The organism is Pseudomonas sp. TE12508 (genome assembly GCF_056279485.1).
This window is the reverse complement of sequence record NZ_JBWCCN010000013.1, coordinates 37,663-57,184: the sequence shown is the minus strand read 5'-3', so window position 1 is coordinate 57,184 and position 19,522 is coordinate 37,663. Positions and strand designations below refer to the sequence as shown.

Annotated in this window: 20 protein-coding genes; 10 read left to right on the top strand and 10 right to left on the bottom strand. The window is 59.5% G+C overall.

From position 1 onward, the window contains the following. Positions 1-67: 67 nt before the first annotated feature. From ACZ9IM_RS18560 to ACZ9IM_RS18540, 5 genes are all read right to left on the bottom strand, one after another. Positions 68-2,071, bottom strand: coding sequence for a GGDEF domain-containing protein (locus ACZ9IM_RS18560; RefSeq protein ID WP_476224667.1), 2,004 nt, complete (start codon positions 2,069-2,071; stop codon positions 68-70). Further along, positions 2,072-2,932, bottom strand: a complete 861-nt coding sequence (locus ACZ9IM_RS18555) for an endonuclease/exonuclease/phosphatase family protein (RefSeq protein ID WP_123500509.1) — start codon at positions 2,930-2,932, stop codon at positions 2,072-2,074. Between the two features lie 14 nt (positions 2,933-2,946). Continuing rightward, entirely contained in the window at positions 2,947-3,588 is a 642-nt protein-coding gene (locus tag ACZ9IM_RS18550) for a thiol:disulfide interchange protein DsbA/DsbL (protein WP_427626077.1), read from the bottom strand. 198 nt (positions 3,589-3,786) lie between these two features. Beyond that, a complete protein-coding gene (locus tag ACZ9IM_RS18545) occupies positions 3,787-4,398 on the bottom strand; it encodes a c-type cytochrome (RefSeq protein WP_008076257.1) in 612 nt (203 codons plus the stop codon). A 46-nt stretch (positions 4,399-4,444) separates the two neighbouring features. Further along, positions 4,445-4,735 (bottom strand): c-type cytochrome, encoded by a 291-nt coding sequence (locus ACZ9IM_RS18540; protein ID WP_003196231.1) that lies wholly within the window; start codon positions 4,733-4,735, stop codon positions 4,445-4,447. Positions 4,736-4,926: 191 nt separating this feature from the next. On the opposite strand from ACZ9IM_RS18540, the gene yihA reads away from it, so the two are divergent. Then, complete coding sequence (yihA, locus tag ACZ9IM_RS18535; RefSeq protein WP_123500515.1) at positions 4,927-5,568, top strand: ribosome biogenesis GTP-binding protein YihA/YsxC; 642 nt, start codon at positions 4,927-4,929, stop codon at positions 5,566-5,568. Between the two features lie 300 nt (positions 5,569-5,868). On the opposite strand, the gene polA is transcribed toward yihA, so the two are convergent. After that, positions 5,869-8,637, bottom strand: coding sequence for a DNA polymerase I (gene polA, locus ACZ9IM_RS18530; RefSeq protein WP_427626079.1), 2,769 nt, complete (start codon positions 8,635-8,637; stop codon positions 5,869-5,871). Between the two features lie 74 nt (positions 8,638-8,711). On the opposite strand from polA, the gene ACZ9IM_RS18525 reads away from it, so the two are divergent. Both ACZ9IM_RS18525 and ACZ9IM_RS18520 read left to right on the top strand, forming a co-directional pair. Next, positions 8,712-8,999 (top strand): DUF2782 domain-containing protein, encoded by a 288-nt coding sequence (locus ACZ9IM_RS18525; protein ID WP_008076254.1) that lies wholly within the window; start codon positions 8,712-8,714, stop codon positions 8,997-8,999. A gap of 59 nt (positions 9,000-9,058) precedes the next feature. Beyond that, positions 9,059-10,009, top strand: a complete 951-nt coding sequence (locus ACZ9IM_RS18520) for a homoserine kinase (protein ID WP_008076252.1) — start codon at positions 9,059-9,061, stop codon at positions 10,007-10,009. A gap of 127 nt (positions 10,010-10,136) precedes the next feature. Here ACZ9IM_RS18520 and znuA read toward each other — a convergent pair whose 3' ends face one another. Further along, positions 10,137-11,057 (bottom strand): zinc ABC transporter substrate-binding protein ZnuA, encoded by a 921-nt coding sequence (znuA, locus tag ACZ9IM_RS18515; protein WP_427626081.1) that lies wholly within the window; start codon positions 11,055-11,057, stop codon positions 10,137-10,139. A gap of 66 nt (positions 11,058-11,123) precedes the next feature. Between znuA and zur the strand changes: the two genes are divergently transcribed. The 7 genes from zur (at position 11,124) to ACZ9IM_RS18480 (ending at position 16,722) form a co-directional block, all read left to right on the top strand. Then, on the top strand, positions 11,124-11,606 hold the full coding sequence (gene zur / locus ACZ9IM_RS18510; RefSeq protein WP_008076248.1) for a zinc uptake transcriptional repressor Zur: 483 nt from the start codon (positions 11,124-11,126) through the stop codon (positions 11,604-11,606). Further along, positions 11,606-12,385 (top strand): zinc ABC transporter ATP-binding protein ZnuC, encoded by a 780-nt coding sequence (gene znuC, locus ACZ9IM_RS18505; protein WP_008076246.1) that lies wholly within the window; start codon positions 11,606-11,608, stop codon positions 12,383-12,385. The genes zur and znuC overlap by 1 nt, the downstream gene beginning before the upstream one ends. Further along, complete coding sequence (gene znuB, locus ACZ9IM_RS18500; RefSeq protein ID WP_063341995.1) at positions 12,378-13,166, top strand: zinc ABC transporter permease subunit ZnuB; 789 nt, start codon at positions 12,378-12,380, stop codon at positions 13,164-13,166. Before znuC ends, znuB begins: the two co-directional genes overlap by 8 nt. 37 nt (positions 13,167-13,203) lie before the next feature. Further along, positions 13,204-13,920 carry a PA5502 family lipoprotein gene (locus tag ACZ9IM_RS18495; protein WP_008076242.1) on the top strand — a complete coding sequence of 239 codons (717 nt, stop codon included), beginning with the start codon at positions 13,204-13,206 and terminating at the stop codon, positions 13,918-13,920. Between the two features lie 286 nt (positions 13,921-14,206). After that, positions 14,207-15,214 (top strand): methionine ABC transporter ATP-binding protein, encoded by a 1,008-nt coding sequence (locus ACZ9IM_RS18490; protein WP_476224666.1) that lies wholly within the window; start codon positions 14,207-14,209, stop codon positions 15,212-15,214. After that, positions 15,214-15,888: a methionine ABC transporter permease gene (locus ACZ9IM_RS18485; protein ID WP_427626083.1), complete on the top strand. Its 675-nt coding sequence runs from the start codon at positions 15,214-15,216 to the stop codon at positions 15,886-15,888. The genes ACZ9IM_RS18490 and ACZ9IM_RS18485 overlap by 1 nt, the downstream gene beginning before the upstream one ends. Before the next feature lie 60 nt (positions 15,889-15,948). Further along, positions 15,949-16,722 carry a MetQ/NlpA family ABC transporter substrate-binding protein gene (locus ACZ9IM_RS18480; protein ID WP_008076235.1) on the top strand — a complete coding sequence of 258 codons (774 nt, stop codon included), beginning with the start codon at positions 15,949-15,951 and terminating at the stop codon, positions 16,720-16,722. Positions 16,723-16,919: 197 nt separating this feature from the next. Here the strand turns inward: ACZ9IM_RS18480 and ACZ9IM_RS18475 are convergent, their stop codons facing one another. From ACZ9IM_RS18475 to ACZ9IM_RS18465, 3 genes are read right to left on the bottom strand one after another with little or no spacing between them, the layout of a single operon-like run. Beyond that, positions 16,920-17,555 (bottom strand): SCO family protein, encoded by a 636-nt coding sequence (locus tag ACZ9IM_RS18475; RefSeq protein ID WP_063341991.1) that lies wholly within the window; start codon positions 17,553-17,555, stop codon positions 16,920-16,922. Next, positions 17,552-18,451 carry a heme o synthase gene (gene cyoE / locus ACZ9IM_RS18470; protein WP_007902827.1) on the bottom strand — a complete coding sequence of 300 codons (900 nt, stop codon included), beginning with the start codon at positions 18,449-18,451 and terminating at the stop codon, positions 17,552-17,554. Before cyoE ends, ACZ9IM_RS18475 begins: the two co-directional genes overlap by 4 nt. Then, positions 18,439-19,518: a COX15/CtaA family protein gene (locus tag ACZ9IM_RS18465; RefSeq protein WP_476224665.1), complete on the bottom strand. Its 1,080-nt coding sequence runs from the start codon at positions 19,516-19,518 to the stop codon at positions 18,439-18,441. Before ACZ9IM_RS18465 ends, cyoE begins: the two co-directional genes overlap by 13 nt. Positions 19,519-19,522: the final 4 nt, after the last annotated feature.

Sequence of the window (19,522 nt, the reverse complement as noted above, 5' to 3'; positions counted from 1 at the left end):
GTAACGGTATTGCCTTGCGCGTAGATGGCAAAAAATGCTGTTTTAAACAAAATGGAACAATTAGCTATCAGCCCGCTTCTACTCGATTCCGGCCATTGTTTTTCGCCCGATATAGCGCCTGATCGGCTCTTTTAAGTACCAGATCGCTGTGTTCGCCTGGTCTGAAGGCGGTCAATCCCATGGAAATGGTGATGGTGACTCGCTCGCCCTTGAAGTGGAACGGGCAGGCTTCGATCGATGCGCGCAAGGTTTCCAGTAGTTTCGCGCCGACCATAGGAAGTGTGGCAGGCATCAATAGCACAAACTCCTCACCGCCAAATCGGGCAATGAAATCAGTTCCACGCAGACGCTTGCGTAGCACGTTGGCGATGATTTTCAGCACCTTGTCGCCCGCCAGATGGCCATAGTTGTCGTTGATGCGTTTGAAATGGTCGAGGTCGAGCATTGCCAGCAACAGGGTAGTGCCATGTTGTTGCCATTGACCTATTTCGTGCTCCAGGCGTTCGCTCCAGGCTGCTCGATTGGGTAGACCCGTCAGTGGATCGATCAGCGCCTTCTGACGCTGTTCTTCGAGATGCTCACGGTAGCCCAGGGCTTCCTGCTCCATGTGGGCAACCCTTTCGGCCAGGCTTTGCAGGCGGGCCGCTACTTCCTGCTCACGCTCATCACGCTGCTTCTGGTGTTGGTCCATGGTGCCGAGCAGGCCTTCGAGATGGTTTTCCAGCACATGCTTGAGATCATCAAGGTCGGCCGCTTCCTGCATGCTGCTTTGCAAGCCGTCGACTTGCTCGCGAATCTGCGTGTCCATATCCCGCGCGGCTGAGCGGTTGTCGGCGTGGCCTTCGCTCGCGGCTTGCAGGTTGCTCTGGAAAGACTCGAGGCGTTCGTTGAGTTGCTTCAAATAGGCTTCGAATTCGTGCTGGCCGCTGTCGGTGATTGCCAGCATCAATGTGGCCAGGTCATCGAGAATTGGCAGCAGTTCGTACCAGTTCAAGCCATTTTGAAGACGATCGCGCATCGCCTCGGCTTGCGGACGATGGCGCTCAGGCAGCGCCAGGTCATCGAGAAGGCCCAGCAGGGTGTCTTCGATGTGCTTGGCGACAGAGCTATAGGACGGCTCCGGCGAGTCCGGCAGGGCATACAGAATATCGTGCCCGGACGGCTCTGGATCGATGGCCACCGGAATGAGCTCATCGGGATTGATTGCCGACAGAACCTGAGTGGCCGGTAGGGCGATCGCCGGAACCGGCTCTTGTGGTTGCTCGATATCGGGCCGGGTTTGTAGCTTCTTGACTTGGCTGCTCGTAGCTTCTGGCTCAAGGATGGGTGGCTCAAACGCCACGCCTTCAGCCGCAGGTGGCTCGGGGGGGGCAGCGGCGGGCATCGCGGCTTCGACGGTTGGCAATACCCCTTGCGGTTTATCGGCGGCTGGCGCGAGATTGACCGTCGCTTGTGGGGGCTCGGCCGGCGAGGCTGCAACCGGTTCGACAGGTTGCGGGGCAGGCATTTGCGATTCGGGCACGGCGAGCTGTGGCGCGGTCTCTTCCGTTTCCCTACTGAACAACCGCTGCAGAAAACCCGGGCGATCAGGTTCGGCAGGGTTCTCCAGCAGGTTCAAGGCTTTGCCTTGCAAGCTGCTCAGCTCGCTAAGCAGCAACGGGATTTCGCGAGCCTGGCTTACGCGTCCGTCCAGTTGCTTGGCGAAATTCTTCAGTGGCCGGCTCACTTCCCGGGGCAGCGGCAACGCTTGCAACTGAGAGACCAGCGCTGTCAGGGCGGCACTGACTTGATTGACCCGGGTTTCCCGGCGCTGCTCGGAGTCGAGCACGGCTCTTTCCAGGCGTGGCAGCAAGGCAGCCAGGCCGGCGTCCATGTCATCGGTGCGTACGACTTCGCGCATTTCCTTCATGCATTGGTCAACGGCGCGATCGGTACCTTCCGCGGCCAGGGTGCTGCGCACCAGCCCGCGACGCAGCAAGTCGAGCCGGGCGTCCCATCGACGTTCCAGTTTTTCTTGTTGTTCGATGCTTTTGAGGTATTTCTCTTTCCAGCGCTGTGCTTCGTCGCTCATTCAGGCAGGACTCAACGCGGGCAATGCATCGGCCGTGAGCGAACCCGGCAGACGAATCTCTACCGCGACCGGCAGGTGATCGGAAATGGGCTGTGCCAGCACTTCGACCTTTTCAAGGGTCAGGGTGGGGCTGAGCAGAATATGGTCCAGGCAACGCTGCGGGCGCCAGCTGGGAAAGGTCGCTTCCAGTTGCGGCGCGAGCAGGCCTAGATCACGCAACGGGGAGTTTTGCAGCAAGTCACTGGCATGGGTATTCATGTCGCCCATCAACACCTGGTGTTTATAACCGCCAATCAACTCGCGGATGTAGGCCAGTTGCAGGCTACGGGCGCGAGCGCCCAGTGCCAGGTGCATCATCACCACCACGAGTGCCTCCGGACCTTCGCCGAAGCGCACCAGAATGGCCCCGCGACCCTTGGGCCCCGGCAGCGGATGATCTTCAATCGCCCACGGGCGCAGGCGGCTGAGCACACCATTGCTGTGCTGGCCGAGATGACCGAGGTTGCGATTGAGTTGTTGATACCAATAGGGGAAGGCGCCGAGCTGCGCCAGGTGTTCGACCTGATTGACGTAACCTGATCGCAGACTGCCGCCATCGGCTTCCTGCAAGGCGACCAGATCGAAGTCGCCCAGCAGATTACCGATTTTTTGCAGATTGTCGGCACGCCCGGTGTGCGGCAACAGATGCTGCCAGCCGCGGGTCAGATAGTGCCGATAGCGCTCGGTACTGATACCAACCTGGATATTGAAACTGAGCAAACGCAGACGGCTGTCCACGGGCAACCCCGTCGATTCCAGGTGATGCTCGTTGACCCGCGGATGATGCAGGCCAACGATGCGTTCAGTTCCCCAGCGGCGCATGGCAGGTGCCGCGCTTAGTTGGCGACGGCCTTGGTTGCCGCTCGCTCTTTGGCAACCAGTTGGTCGGCCAGTTTCAACGCTTGTTCGGCACCGCCAGCAGAGCCGATGTCAAAGCGATACTTGCCGTTGACGATCATGGTAGGCACGCCGGAGATTTCATATTTCTTTGCAAGCTCTTTGGCTTTGTTGATTTGGCCCTTGATGGCGAAGGAGTCGAAGGTGGCCAGGAACTTGTCCTTGTCTACACCTTGGGTCGCCAGGAAGTCCGCCATGTCTTCTTTGTCGGTCAGTTTCTTGTGTTCTTTCTGAATCGCTTCGAAAACTGCCGCGTGAACCTTGCTTTCGACGCCCATGGCTTCAAGGGTCAGGAACATCTGGCCGTGTGCGTCCCAAGGGCCGCCAAACATGGCCGGAATGCGCACGAAGTTCACGTCGGAAGGCAGTTTTTCAACCCATGGGTTAATGACGGGTTCGAAGGCATAGCAATGCGGGCAGCCGTACCAGAACAGCTCCACGACTTCGATCTTGCCAGGCGCGGCCACCGGGACCGGATTGCTCAGTTCGACATAGGGCGCTTCAGGTTTTTCGGCGGCTTGGGCAGTCATGCCGAACAGGCTGGCAGCGACGAGCGCGGCGCTGATGATCAGATTACGCATGCTTTACTCCTGGACAATTGGGTCGCCTCGCGCGACCTGTTTTCAGACAGATCCTGGCGGGCTTGAGTTTGTAGTGTAACGGCAGCGGCCATAAAAAAGGGCAGCCAAAGCTACCCTTTTTATGTTTGCATCGACGGATTAATCGAGTGTTAACGTTGCTAGAGATGTACATCTCTAGCAACGCTTGTTCGATCGATCTCAGTGCAAGCCTTGAATATAGCTGGAGACTGCGGCGATATCTTCGTCGCTCAGCTTTTTGGCGATGCTCTGCATCGGTTTGGTATCGCCGTCGTTGGTGCGGCCACCTTCTTCTTTTCTGAAGTCGGTCAGTTGCTTGCCGACGTACTGGGCATGCTGGCCGCCCAGATGCGGGAAGCCTGCAGCGGCGTTACCGGTACCGTTAGGTGAGTGGCAACCAGTGCAGGCGGGCAGCCCCTTGGCCAGGTCGCCACCACGGAACAGTGCTTCACCGCGAGCCACGACTTTCGGGTCGGCGGCGCCAACGCTGCCTTTCTGGCTGGCGAAGTAGGCGGAGATATCAGCCAGGTCCTGATCGCTCAGGTTGGTCAGCAGGCCGGTCATTTCCAGTACCGTGCGTTTGCCGGACTTGATGTCGTGCAGCTGCTTGTTCAGATAACGCTCGCCCTGACCTGCCAGTTTCGGAAAGTTAGGCGCCATGCTATTGCCATCCGGGCCATGACAGGCGCCACATACTGCGGCTTTCGCCTGACCAGCAGTCGCATCACCTGCAGCATGGGCAATACCGGAGATCCCCACGGTCAACAGCAGACTCACGATCAATTTGTTCATCAGCTAATCCAACTACGGCTAAGGGTTAAAGAGTTATGGACCGGGTTTACTCGCTCATCCACTGGATGATGGCTCGGTAATCCTCGGCACTGCAGTCCATGCACAAACCACGCGGCGGCATCGCCTTGAAACCCTGGGTCACGTGTTGCACCAGCGTCTCCATACCTTTCGCCAACCTCGGCGTCCAAGCTTCCTGATCGCCCTTGCGGGGCGCCATGGGTAGTTGGCCGGAATGACAGGCACCACAAACACGGTTGTACACAGCTTCCGGATCCTGTGTAGCCTGAGCGCTGTAAAGCGGCATCAAGACACCGGCAGCTAGCAGCCATTTCGTCATAAAACGACCTTTTCAGGGTTGAGAGCGTGCTGCGTTCTAATGCGCAATCAAGGTTAATCGCTCTCGTGAACTTCATCCTACGCTGGGACAAAGCGCACACAAAATCTGCGGCATTATATACTGGCGTCACTGAAACGGAAACGACACTGCTTGCCGCGTCCATTCCCGGCGCCGCCCACATCGGAAATCCCATGCAACTCAAGAACCCCATCCTCGGTCTGTGCCAACAGTCCACATTCATGCTCAGCGCCGCCAAAGTCGATCAATGCCCCGACGACGAAGGCTTTGAAGTGGCCTTCGCCGGGCGTTCCAACGCCGGCAAGTCCAGCGCATTGAACACCCTGACACACGCCAGCCTGGCGCGGACCTCGAAAACTCCGGGTCGCACGCAGCTGTTGAACTTCTTCAAGCTAGACGATGAACGCCGTCTGGTCGACCTGCCGGGTTACGGTTATGCGAAAGTACCGATCCCGTTGAAGCTGCACTGGCAGCGTCACCTGGAAGCCTATCTGGGCGGTCGCGAGAGTTTGAAAGGTTTGATTCTGATGATGGACATCCGTCATCCAATGACCGATTTCGACCTGCTGATGCTCGATTGGGCCGTCGCCAGCGGCATGCCGATGCATATTTTGCTGACCAAGGCAGACAAGCTGACCTATGGCGCGGCGAAAAACGCGCTGCTCAAGGTTCAGGCGCAAATCCGCAAGGGCTGGGGCGATACGATCACAATCCAGCTGTTTTCGGCACCCAAACGCATGGGGCTGGAAGACGCCTACACTGTACTGGCGGGCTGGATGGAGTTGGCGGACAAGGGCAGCGAGGCTGCCGAGTAAGGCTTTACAGGTGAAAAGCCAGGCAAAAAAAACCCCGGACTTCATATGGGGAGGGAGAAGTTCCGGGGTTCAAGTTCCGGACCGCTAGGGCGGGGTCCAGATATCTGCCAACACTTAACACAACATAGGAGCATCGAAGGGCTTCACCAGCCATTCAGTATCTCTGAGTGGCGGTTCACGGATTTAGTTCAGACTATTTTCAAAAACCATTGGAAATAATCGATGTCATTTTCCGCACTATAGCCCTTCGTTATTTTGTGCTGCGGCATAAGGCCGCAGCACAGGCGTCGTTCAGGCCGATCAGTGCGCTTCATCCCAGTTATTGCCTACGCCTACCTCGACCAGAAGCGGTACATCCAGTTGGGCGGCGCTGCTCATGTGCATGCGAATGTCCTCACGCACCTGATCGATCAGATCCTCACGTACCTCAAGCACCAATTCATCGTGTACCTGCAAGATGACTTTGGCGTCCAGGCCTGACGAAGTCAGCCAGTTATCCACTGTTACCATGGCTTTCTTGATGATGTCCGCCGCGGTGCCTTGCATTGGGGCATTGATTGCCGTGCGCTCGGCAGCTTTGCGCAGAGCCTGGTTTTTCGCGTTGATTTCCGGCAGGTAGAGACGACGGCCGAAGATGGTTTCGACGAAACCTTGCTCGGCGGCCTGGGCGCGCGTGCGCTCCATGTATTCCAGTACGCCGGGATAACGGGCGAAGTAGCGGTCGATGTAGGCCTGGGACTGTTTACGGTCCACGCCGATCTGCTTGGCCAGGCCAAACGCGCTCATGCCGTAGATCAAACCGAAGTTGATGGCTTTCGCGCTGCGACGCTGATCGTTGGTGACTGCGTCCAGCTCGACGCCAAACACCTCTGCGGCCGTTGCCCGGTGTACATCGAGGTTGTTGCGGAAGGCGTGCAGCAAACCTTCGTCCTTGGCCAGATGCGCCATGATCCGCAGTTCGATTTGCGAGTAGTCCGCGGCCAGCAGCTTGTAGCCTTTCGGCGCGACGAACGCCTGACGAATCCGACGACCTTCGGCAGTGCGAATCGGAATGTTCTGCAGGTTCGGGTCGATGGACGACAAACGTCCGGTGGCGGCGACGGCTTGCTGGTAAGACGTATGAATGCGCCCGGTGCGAGTGTTGATCTGCTCTGGCAAACGGTCGGTGTAGGTGCTTTTGAGCTTGCTCAGCGAGCGGTATTGCATCAGCACCTTGGGCAGCGGGTAGTCCTGTTCGGCCAATTCGGCCAACACCGCTTCGGCGGTCGAGGCCTGGCCCTTGGCGGTTTTGCTGAGTACGGGCAAGCCGAGCTTTTCGTAGAGGATCACGCCCAGTTGCTTTGGCGAGCCCAGGTTGAATTCTTCACCGGCAATGGCAAAGGCCTCGCGCTCAAGGGCGACCAGTTTCTCGCCCAGTTCGACACTCTGGATGCCCAGCAGGTTGGCATCCACGAGCGCGCCCTGGCGTTCGATTCGGGCCAGAACCGGCATCAGCGGCATTTCAATCTCGTTGAGCACTTTGCCCAGGCTTGGCGTTGCTGCCAGTTTTTCCTGCAATGCCAGATGCAGACGGAAGGTGACGTCAGCGTCTTCGGCGGCATAGGGGCCTGCCAGCTCAAGAGAGATCTGGTCGAAAGTCAGCTGTTTGACGCCTTTGCCCGCGATCCCTTGAATGTCGCTCTTGCTTTGGCCCAGGTACTTGAGCGCCAGGCTGTCCATGTCGTGGCGGGTGGCCGTCGAGTCCAGGACGTAAGACTCGAGCATGGTGTCGTAGGCAATGCCCTGAACAATAATCCCGTTGCTCTGATCGCCACCGATGGCGCAGTTGGCGAGGATATTGGTTTCGAACTTGGCGTGTTGGCCGACTTTCAGCTTATTCGGGTTCTCCAGCAGCGGCTTCAGCGCCAGCAGCACAGTGTCGCGATCCAGTTGCTCCGGCACACCCATGTAGGAATGGGTCAGCGGAATGTAGGCCGCTTCGTTGGCCGCGACGGAAAACGACAGGCCCACCAGTTGTGCATGCTGGGCATCGCTGCCGTTGGTTTCGGTGACGAAGGCAATCAACGGCGCCTTGTCGAGCTTGTCCAGCCAGGCCTCGAAGTGCTTTTTGTCGAGGATGGTTTCGTACTTCGCCTCGGCGGCGCCCGGCTGTTCCTGGGTGACCTCGACAATTTCCTGACCCGAGCGCTTCGCGTCGCGCTGGTTTTCTTCGAACCAGCTTTTGAATTCCAGCAGGGTGTAGAGCTCGGCGAGTTTGTCGTGATCCGGCTGGCCCATTTGCAGGTCATCGAGACCGATGTCCAGCGGTACGTCGATCTTGATGGTTGCCAGTTGATAGGAGAGGAACGCCATCTCCTTATGCTCTTCGAGCTTGGCCGGCAAGGTTTTGGCGCCGCGAATCGGCAGGGTCGGGACGATGTCGAGCTGTGCATAGAGCTCGGTCAGGCCGCCATTCACGCCGACCAGCAGGCCGGAAGCGGTCTTGGGACCGATACCCGGAACGCCCGGGATGTTGTCGGACGAATCGCCCATCAGTGCCAGATAATCGATGATCTGCTCGGGAGCGACGCCGAATTTCTCCTTCACGCCTTCCACGTCCAGCGCGCTACCGGTCATCGTATTGACCAAGGTAATGTGCCCGTCGACCAGTTGCGCCATGTCCTTGTCGCCGGTGGAGATCACCACCGGACGGTCGGCGGCCGCACTGCTGCGGGCCAGGGTGCCGATCACGTCATCGGCTTCGACGTTGTCCACGCACAGCAATGGAAAGCCGAGGGCCTTGACGCTGGCGTGCAGCGGCTCGATCTGGACCCGCATGTCGTCGGGCATGCTTGGGCGATTGGCCTTGTATTCGGCGAACATCTCGTCGCGGAACGTCCCGCCCTTGGCGTCGAATACCACGGCGAACGGGCTGTCCGGGTACTGCTTGCGCAGACTCTTGAGCATGTTCAATACGCCCTTGACCGCTCCGGTCGGCAGGCCTTTGGACGTGGTCAGCGGTGGCAGCGCATGAAAAGCGCGGTACAGATAAGAAGAACCGTCCACCAGGACGAGGGGGGCTTGGCTCATGAGCAGGATCAACCTTTTCGGCGGGTCCGGCGCTAGAATAGCGGGACCGTTGACGACAAAGGGACAAGGTTATCATGCGCACACTAAATCGCTTGTTGCTGGCTGGCTTGTTTGCAATCACTCCATTGGCTGTCATGGCGGCGGACGATGCGCCCTCGGCAGACCCGGATGTAACAATCCGCACGGAAGGCGATAAAACCATTCAGGAGTATCGGCAAAATGGTTTTTTGTATGCCATCAAGGTGACCCCGAAAGTCGGCAAACCGTATTTCCTGGTGCGCGCTGATGGCTCCGACGGTAACTTCATCCGCTCGGACCAGCCGGATATGCTGATTCCGTCGTGGAAAATATTCGAGTGGTAAACCGCTCCTAACTTAAATCGGCGCCGGCAGTCGCGGCGCCCGTACTGGCAGTTTTAACCATGTCTGTGTTCACCCCCCTGGCTCGGCCCGAGCTGGAAACCTTTCTCGCCCCTTACGGGCTTGGCCGCCTGCTTGATTTCCAGGGGATCGCCGCCGGTAGCGAAAACACCAATTTTTTTATCAGCCTGGAGCAGGGTGAGTTTGTCCTCACTCTGGTCGAGCGCGGTCCGGTGCAGGAGATGCCGTTCTTCATCGAGCTGCTCGACGTGCTGCACGACGCCAACCTGCCGGTGCCTTATGCCCTGCGCACCACCGACGGCGTCGCGTTGCGCGAACTGGCCGGTAAACCTGCGCTGCTGCAGCCCCGTCTGGCGGGCAAGCACATCAAGGACGCCAACGCGCAGCATTGCGCTCAGGTCGGCGAGCTGCTGGCTCATCTGCACCTGGCGACCCAAGCCAACATGATCAAACGCAAAACCGATCGCGGCCTGGACTGGATGCTGGAAGAGGGCACGCAGTTGCTTTCGCACCTGAATGCCGAGCAAAGCGATTTGCTGCAACGGGCGCTGGATGAAATCACACAGCAGAAGACGAAAATTCTGGCGCTGCCGCGGGCCAACATCCACGCCGACCTGTTCCGCGATAACGCGATGTTCGAAGGCACGCACCTGACCGGGTTGATCGACTTCTACAACGCCTGTTCCGGGCCGATGCTCTATGACGTGGCGATTGCCTTGAACGATTGGTGTTCGGACGAGCAAGGGCAGCTTGATGGTGCTCGGGCGCGGGCATTGCTGGGCGCTTATGCTGCGCTAAGACCGTTTACTGCTGCCGAGGCCGAGCTATGGCCGACCATGCTGCGCGTGGCGTGCGTACGGTTCTGGTTGTCGCGGTTGATCGCCGCGGAGTCTTTCGCCGGGCAGGACGTGTTGATTCACGATCCGATGGAATTTCAGTTGCGGCTGATGCAGCGGCAGAAGGTCCACACACCGCTGCCTTTCGCCCTCTAAATTGTGGCGAGGGGGCTTGCCCCCGTTGGAGTGCGAAGCGCTCCCCAGCAATTCATTGGGGGGCTCATGTGGGGCTGCTTCGCAGCCCGACGGGGGCAAGCCCCCTCGCCACAGTTCTACGGGACGCTTACAACGACTCCAAACACCCCGCCAAATCATTCCCCAGCTTTTCCAACACCTGCTCATACCCTTGAGCGGTCGCTGGCGTGTACCCGCCGAGCGCATCCAGTTCCGCCAGTTTCACCGGCAGCCCGGCCACCAGGGTTTCTGCCAGGCGCGGGCGCAGCGGTGGTTCGCTGAACACGCAAGTCTTGCCGACTTCCTGCAACCGAGTGCGCATCGCCGCGACGTGCTGGGCACCGGGTTGTACTTCGGCTGCGACACTGAATACGCCAGTGTGCTTGAGGCCGTAAGCGTCTTCGAAGTAGTCGAAGGCTTCGTGAAACACGAAGTAAGGCTTGCCCGCGATTCCCGCCAGACGAGCCTTCAGGCGCAGGTCCAAAGCATCCAGACGCTCATCGAACACCTTGAGATTGCTCTGGTAGCGCGCTGCGTTGGCCGGATCGGCGGCACTCAGATCGGCGGCCATTTTGGTAGCGATCACGCGGGCGTTGATCGGTGACAACCACAAATGCGCATCCAGGCTGCCGGGGCGGTGATCGTGGTCATGCTCATCGGCCTCTTCGGCGTGGGAATGGTTATCTTCGGCGAAATGTCGCAGTTTCAGGCCAGGCAAATCCTGTACCGCGATGCTGGGCAACGTACGACCTTTCAGCACACGGGGCAGGAAACCTTCCATGTCCGGACCGATCCAGTAGACCAGATCCACCGATTGCACTTTCCGTACATCGGATGGGCGCAAGGCATAGTTATGGGGCGAGGCGCCGGGCGGCAGCAAAACTTCCGGAACCGCTACGCCGTCTTGCACCGCCGCGGCTATCAGCTGCAGAGGCTTGACGCTGGTGAGGACTTTAACCTCGGCTTGAGCTGAGCCGATCAGCAGAAAACTTGCGACAAATGCGACAAAGATAGAAAAAAGTCGGGACACGATGACCACTCGAAGAGGCGAGAACGGGTAACATAATAACGTCTCTCACAAAACTCGTCGCCGCTCATGCCTAAAACACCGATTGCCAGCCGTCCCCACGACCACTCTCATTGCGTGCATAGCGCATTGTCTGAGGCCGATGTCTTGTGCGCACGTCAGGGGCTGCGTCTGACCGCTTTGCGCCGGCGAGTGCTGGAACTGGTGTGGCAAAGCCACAAACCGTTGGGTGCCTATGACATTCTGGCGGTGCTCAGCGAGCAGGACGGCCGTCGCGCCGCGCCTCCTACCGTGTACCGAGCGCTGGATTTCCTGCTGGAAAACGGCTTGGTACATCGCATCTCCTCGTTGAACGCCTTCGTCGGCTGCAATCACCCGGAACACGCCCACCAGGGGCAGTTTCTGATTTGCCGCGAATGCCACGCCGCCATCGAACTCGAACAGAAATCCATCAGCGACGCGATTATCGATAGCGCCAAAGATGTCGGATTTATCGTCGAAGCCCAGACCGTTGAAGTCATCGGTCTCTGCTCGGGTTGCCAGGGGGCTTGATGAGCAACGCGCTGATTCGCCTCGAGCAGGTGGCCGTCACCTTTGCCGGGCAAAACGTGCTGGACAACATCGAGCTGAGTGTCGAGCCGGGGCAGATCGTTACCTTGATCGGCCCTAACGGTGCCGGCAAAACCACGCTGGTGCGCGCGGTGCTCGGCCTGTTGAAACCGGACAGCGGCAGCGTCTGGCGCAAGCCGAAGTTGCGCGTCGGTTACATGCCGCAAAAACTCCATGTCGACCCAACCCTGCCGCTTTCGGTGCTGCGCTTCTTGCGTCTGGTGCCGGGCGTGGACCGGGCTCGGGCGTTGGCCGCCCTCAAGGAAGTCGGTGCCGAACAGGTCATCGACAGCCCGGTGCAAAGTGTTTCCGGTGGCGAAATGCAGCGGGTGCTGCTGGCGCGGGCATTGCTGCGCGAGCCAGAATTGCTGGTGCTTGATGAGCCGGTACAAGGCGTCGACGTGGCCGGTCAAGCCGAGCTCTACAGCCTGATCACACGCTTGCGTGATCGTCATGGTTGCGGCGTTTTGATGGTCTCTCACGATTTGCATCTGGTGATGAGCACCACCGACCAAGTGGTGTGCCTGAATCGCCACGTTTGCTGTTCCGGACATCCCGAGCAGGTCAGCGGCGATCCGGCATTCGTCGAGCTGTTCGGAAAAAACGCACAAAGCCTGGCGATTTATCACCACCATCACGACCACGCCCACGACCTGCATGGCTCGGTGGTCAGCGCGGTCCCGTCCACTCACGTTCATGGAGATAGCTGCAAGCATGGCTGATTTTCTGCTCTTTGCCCTGCTTGCAGGTCTGGCCCTGGCGCTGGTCGCGGGGCCGTTGGGTTCGTTCGTGGTCTGGCGGCGCATGGCCTATTTCGGCGACACCCTGTCCCACGCGGCGCTACTCGGCGTGGCGCTGGGTTTCCTGCTGGATGTCAGCCCGACCGTTGCCGTCACGGTAGGCTGCTTGTTGCTGGCGGTATTGCTGGTGACGTTGCAACAACGGCAACCGTTGGCGTCCGACACGCTGTTGGGAATTCTCGCACCGAGTACGCTCTCGCTTGGCTTGGTGGTACTAAGCTTCATGCATGAAGTGCGGATCGACCTGATGGCCTATCTGTTCGGCGATTTGCTGGCGATCAGCCCGACCGATCTGGCCTGGATCCTCGGCGGCAGCGCGGCGGTGCTGGTATTACTTGTAACGCTATGGCGACCCTTGCTGGCGATCACGGTGCATGAAGAGCTGGCCAAGGTGGAAGGTTTGCCGGTGGCGGCGTTGCGTCTGGCCCTGATGTTGCTGATCGCCGTGGTGATCGCCGTGGCGATGAAAATCGTCGGCGTGTTGCTGATTACTTCGTTACTGATTATTCCGGCGGCTGCGGCACAGCGTCACGCCCGCTCGCCGGAGCAGATGGCACTGGGCGCGAGCCTGCTGGGCATGCTCGCGGTGTGTGGCGGGCTGGCGTTGTCCTGGTTCAAGGACACCCCGGCCGGCCCGTCGATTGTGGTGGCGGCCGCTGCGCTGTTTCTGCTGAGTTTTGTCCTGCCCCGTCGAGGGGTGTAGACTTGCTCGTTTTTTGCGCAAATAGAGAGTCGCAGGAATGAAGCCGTTCGCCTCCCGTTATCTGCTCCTTGTCGCATTTTCGCTGCTGCTGGGCGCTTGCCAAAGCACGTCACCGGCGGCCACCGAGGCCCCCGATGCGCGGGCCACGGCGATCGCACAGCTGGAACAAAGCCTGGCCAGCAGCGAACTGGCCACCGCCGAAGGACAATTGGCGGCTTTGCAGGCCGAGTCGCCCAACGATCAATCCCTCGAGCAGTACCAGCGGCAATTGGCCGAAGCTTATTTGCTGCGTAGCCAGATCGTGTTGCAAAAAGGTGATGTGAATGCAGCCGCCACCGCCCTCAGCCGTGCCCGGGTATTGATGCCCAAGGCCCCGGCGCTGACCGGTGGTGTCAACAGCGCCATAGTCCATGCCCGCAAGGCAGAACTGGATAAAGCCGAAGCGGCTCTCAAGGCTGCCGAAGCCAAACCTCAGGCCAAAGTCATCGACCCAACGGCTGAAAGCACTACGGTGGCGTTGAACCTCACCGATATGAGCAAGCTTCGTCGTCAACTGGATGCCATCGCCGCCGATGTGGTGAATTACCAGTGCGACGTGAGCATTCAGGCACCGCGCACTCAGGATTACCCATGGCTGGCCACGCTGCTGACCAAACGGGTGAAGAAGCTGGATTCGGAGTTTGATCTGAAGCTGGAGAAGCAGATTCTGCGCAACATTCCGGCGCAGATGGTTTTGAGTCCGCGCAAGCCATAAAAGCTTCGCGGGCAAGCCTCGCTCCTACAGGTTGGTATCGTTTCCGTAATCAACGAACGACACTAAACCTGTAGGAGCGAGGCTTGCCCGCGAAGGCGTCCTCCTATTCGATAAAAATCCTTAAGCCGGAACCGCCTTGGCCTTTGGCTCCCTACCTTTGATCGCGTTATTGCCAAATGGAAGGTTGAATGCGGAATAAATGCTAATAACCTCTATACGGACAGGCTAAAATGCCCGCCCGGCTAACCGCTGATCCTTTTCTAACGCGCCCCACAAGGTTCGCTACGTGATCGAGTTTCAAAACGTCCACAAAACTTACCGCGTCGCCGGTAAGGATATTCCCGCCCTGCATCCGACCAGTCTGACGATTGAGAACGGTCAGGTCTTTGGCCTGATCGGCCATTCCGGCGCGGGAAAAAGTACCCTGCTGCGTCTGATCAACCGCCTGGAGAACGCCAGTGGCGGCAAGATCATCGTCGATGGTGAAGAAGTCACCGCGCTGGACGCCAATAGCCTGCGGCGCTTCCGTCAGCAGGTCGGGATGATTTTCCAGCACTTCAACCTGCTGGCGTCCAAAACCGTGGCCGACAATGTCGCGCTGCCGCTGACCCTCGCCGGTGAACTGTCCCGTAGCGAAATCGACCGGCGTGTGGCGGAGTTGCTGGCGCGGGTCGGCCTGGCTGACCATGCGAAAAAGTACCCGGCGCAATTGTCCGGTGGTCAGAAGCAGCGTGTCGGCATCGCCCGCGCCCTGGCGACCAAACCGAAAATCCTGCTGTGCGATGAAGCCACCAGTGCCCTGGACCCGCAAACCACGGCGTCGGTCCTGCAACTGCTGGCCGAGATCAACCGCGAGCTGAAACTGACCATCGTCTTGATCACCCACGAAATGGATGTAATCCGTCGGGTCTGCGATGAGGTGGCGGTGATGGACGCCGGCAAGATCGTCGAACAGGGCCCGGTGGCAGAGGTGTTCCTGCATCCCAAGCACCCGACCACCAAGCGCTTCGTGCAGGAAGACGAGCAAATCGACGAAAGCGAACAGCGCGACGACTTCGCTCACGTACCTGGGCGTATCGTGCGTCTGACCTTCCAGGGCGAAGCGACCTACGCGCCGTTGCTGGGGACCGTTGCTCGGGAAACGGGCGTGGACTACAGCATCCTGGCCGGTCGCATCGATCGCATCAAAGACGTCCCTTATGGGCAATTGACCCTGGCCGTCACCGGTGGCGACATGGAAGCGGCGTTTGCTCACTTCACCGCAGCTGACGTCCACATGGAGGTGCTGCGCTGATGGAAGTCCTGATGAGTTTCTTTTCCAATATCGACTGGTACGAAATCTGGCTGGCTACCGGCGATACCCTGCTGATGCTCGGCGGTTCGCTGCTATTCACCGTGCTGTTGGGCCTGCCGCTGGGCGTGCTGTTGTTCCTGTGCAGTCCGCGCCAGTTGCTGGAAGCCAAAGGCGTGTACGCGATGCTGTCGCTGCTGGTGAACATTCTGCGTTCGCTGCCGTTCATCATTCTGCTGATCGTGATGATTCCGTTCACCGTGTTGATCACAGGTACCTCCCTGGGTGTCGCCGGCGCCATTCCACCCTTGGTGGTGGGCGCCACGCCGTTCTTCGCACGACTGGTGGAAACCGCCTTGCGTGAAGTGGATCGCGGCATCATCGAGGCGACCCAGGCCATGGGCGCGACGACACGTCAGATCATCATCAATGCCTTGCTGCCGGAAGCCCGCCCGGGCATCTTCGCGGCGATTACGGTGACAGCGATTACACTGGTGTCCTACACGGCAATGGCCGGTGTGGTCGGCGCTGGCGGCTTGGGCGACCTGGCGATCCGTTTCGGTTACCAGCGTTTCCAGACCGATGTGATGGTTGTGACGGTGGTGTTGCTGCTGATGCTGGTTCAAGTGCTGCAAACCGTTGGCGACAAATTGGTTGTCCACTTCTCACGTAAGTAAGTCATGAGCCGGCCATTCGCTGGCAGGCGCCAAACGGGCGCCTCACAAGGAGTTAGCTGAATGAAAAAACTACTCGTCGCGTTCGCTGCCGTTGCAGCCTTTTCCGCACACGCTGCCGACACCCTGACCGTCGCGGCCACCCCGGTGCCTCACGCGGAAATCCTCGAGTTCGTTAAACCGGCCCTGGCCAAAGAAGGCGTGGACCTGAAGGTCAAAGTCTTCACCGACTACATCCAGCCGAACGTGCAGGTGGCCGAGAAGCGTCTGGACGCCAACTTCTTCCAGCACCAGCCGTACCTGGATGAGTTCAACAAGGCCAAGGGCACCAACCTCGTCAGCGTTGCCGGTGTACACCTGGAGCCGCTGGGCGCTTACTCCAGCAAGTACAAAGCGCTGACCGAGCTGCCGGGCGGCGCCAACGTGGTGATTCCGAACGACGCCACCAACGGCGGTCGTGCGCTGTTGCTGCTGGCGAAGGCTGGCCTGATCAAGTTGAAGGATTCGAACAACATCCTGTCGACCGTGAAGGACATCACCGAGAACACCAAGGACCTGAAATTCCGTGAACTGGAAGCCGCGACCATCCCACGCGTGCTGACTCAGGTCGACCTGGCGCTGATCAACACCAACTACGCGCTGGAAGCCAAGCTTGATCCGTCCAAGGACGCACTGGTTATCGAAGGCAGCGACTCGCCGTACGTGAACATCCTCGTTGCCCGTCCGGACGACAAGGACAGCGCCGCGATGCAGAAACTGGTTGCTGCCCTGCACAGCCCGGAAGTGAAAGCCTTCATTCTCGAGAAGTACAAAGGCGCGGTATTGCCGGCGTTCTGATGTTGAAGGGGACGCAGAGCGTCCCTGGCTGCATTCCCACGCGGAGCGTGGGAACGATCAAAAACGGGGACGCATTGATTGCGTCCCCGTTTTTTTATGCCTGAAACACCAATCCTGTAGGAGCCAGGCTTGCCGGCGAAGGCGCCCGTGAGATCGCCTTCGCCGGCAAGCCTGGCTCCTACAGAGGGTGGTGTTGGTTACTCGCGCTTGAGCATCACCGGCAACTGCGCCACCAGTTTCTGGTTGTTCAACGGTGCACGAATGAAGCCGCGCTGAGTCCCGTCCGGCCCGATCACTGCGAGGTTGCCGCTATGGTCGACGGTGTAGTTCGGCTTACTGGTGTCCGCAGGAATAAACGGAATGCTCACCGCATTGGCCAGCTTCTGAAGGTCTTCGACCGAGGACGCAGTCAGCCCGATGAACTGTGGATCGAAGTAGCCCAGGTATTGCTTGAGTTGCTTGGGCGTGTCGCGGTTCGGGTCGACGCTGACCAAAACGACCTGCAACTTGTCCACAGCATCCGCCGGCAGTTCACTCTTGATCTGCCGCAGTTGGGCGAGGGTGGTCGGGCAGATGTCCGGGCAGAAGGTGTAGCCGAAGAACAACACACTCCATTTGCCTTTCAGCTCGTTGATCGCTACCGGCTTACCGTCCTGATCGGTCATCTTCACGTCCGGCAGGTTACGGCTTTGGGGTAACAGGATGATCCCCGCATCGATCAGTGCCGTCGGGTCGCCCTGGTTTTTTCCGGTCAGTACTTTGTTGATGGTCAGGCCCAGGATCAGCGCGATCAAGGCGACGAGAATGAAGACGGTTTTCTGGGTTCGAGTCATAGGTTCAACAGTAAGTAGTGGTCTACGAGCAGCGCGATAAACAGCAGGAACAAGTAGTAAATAGAGTACTTGAACGTGTTGATCGCCGCGTGCGGCCGAGTGCCACGGTACAGCACCACGGCCCATTGCAGAAACCTCGCGCCCAGTGCGAGGGCACAAATCAGGTAGAGCACGCCGCTCATGTGGATCACGTAGGGCATCAGGCTGACAGCCAGTAGCGCAAAGGTATAAAGCAGGATGTGAACTTTGGTGTAGTGCTCGCCATGGGTCACCGGCAGCATCGGAATGTCAGCCTTGGCGTATTCCTCTTTGCGGTGAATCGCCAGCGCCCAGAAATGCGGTGGAGTCCAGGCGAAGATAATCAGCACCAACAGCAATGGTTCGGCGCTGACATGGCCGGTGGCGGCGGTCCAGCCGAGCAGCGGCGGGGCCGCACCGGCAAGGCCGCCGATGACGATGTTCTGCGGCGTCGCGCGTTTCAGGAAGCCGGTGTAAACCACCGCATAACCGAGCAAGGAGGCGAGGGTCAGCCATGCCGTCAACGGGTTGGTGAAAGCTAGCAGCAGAGCTTGGCCGAGCACCGCCAGCACCAGCGCGAAAGTCAGCGCAGCGGTTGGAGAAACCCGGCCTTCGGCCAAGGGGCGCTTGTGGGTCCGGGCCATGACGGCGTCGATGCGCCGATCCACCACATGGTTGACCGCCGCCGCACCGCCGGCACACAAGGCGATCCCCAGATTGCCGAACACCAGCACCGTCCACGGCACCCCGGCGCGGGTCGCGAGAAACATGCCGACCAGCGAGGTGATGAGCATCAGCACCACCACTTTCGGCTTGGTCAGCTCCAGGTAATCGCGCCAGATTGCCTGACTGTGACGTTCGCCGATCAGGGTCGCCATGGCATTTCTCCTTTTATTGTTATGGGCCCGGCCGAGTGTTTACGCAGACTGAGACGCCAGCGCACAGCGGGCTGATGCTTGACCCGAACCAGGCTGGTTCGCGCGTGATAATTGACCAGCACCATCGTCAGCAACAGCGCTGCGCCCCCGGCGTTGTGGGCGACGGCCACCGGCAGCGGTAAGTGAAACACCACGTTGCTGATACCCAGGGTGATTTGTGCGGCAAGGGCGATCAGCACCATGGCGGCCAGGCGCGTCATGCCGACGACCTTCAGTTGCCAGGCCAGACCGAGCAGAACGAGGGTGACCAGTAGCGCGCCAATACGGTGAGTCAGGTGAATCGCGGTGCGGGCATCGCTGTCCAGTTGCCCGCCCAGGTAATTGGGGCCGATGTGTTGGGTCAGGTGAAAGCCGTTGGCGAAATCAGTCGGTGGCAGCCATTGCCCGTGGCAGGTTGGAAAGTCGATGCAGGCCACCGCCGCGTAATTGGAGCTGACCCAGCCACCAAGGGCAATTTGCAGGATCACCAGCAACAAGCCGGCGGTCGCCCAGTGCTGCAAACGCCGTGGCACGGTTAGCGCCGGCAACACGCCGGACAGTCGCAAGGTCAGCAGAAACAATAGGCTCAAGGTCGCAAAGCCGCCAAGTAAATGCCCGGTGACCACTTGCGGCCAGAGCTTGAGCGTCACCGTCCACATGCCGAATGCCGCTTGGGCGAACACCACCGCCAGCACAAACAACGGCAGTTTCACGGGCTGCCCCGGGTGATGACGATGGGTCCAGGCGCGGCCCGCCAGCACCGCGATCAACAGCCCTAATGTGCCGGCGAAGTAGCGATGAAGCATCTCGTTCCAGCCTTTGTTGGCTTCCACCGGCGCGTCGGGGAAGTGCAGTTCGGCATGGGCCAGTTGGGCTTCGCTGTTCGGCACGCTGATAAAGCTGTAGCAGCCGGGCCAGTCCGGACAACCAAGACCCGCATGGGTCAGGCGGGTGTAGGCGCCGAGCAACACCACAATCAGTGCCAGCAAGGTGGCAAACAGCGCGAGGCGAAATCCAGGTTTGGCCATGACG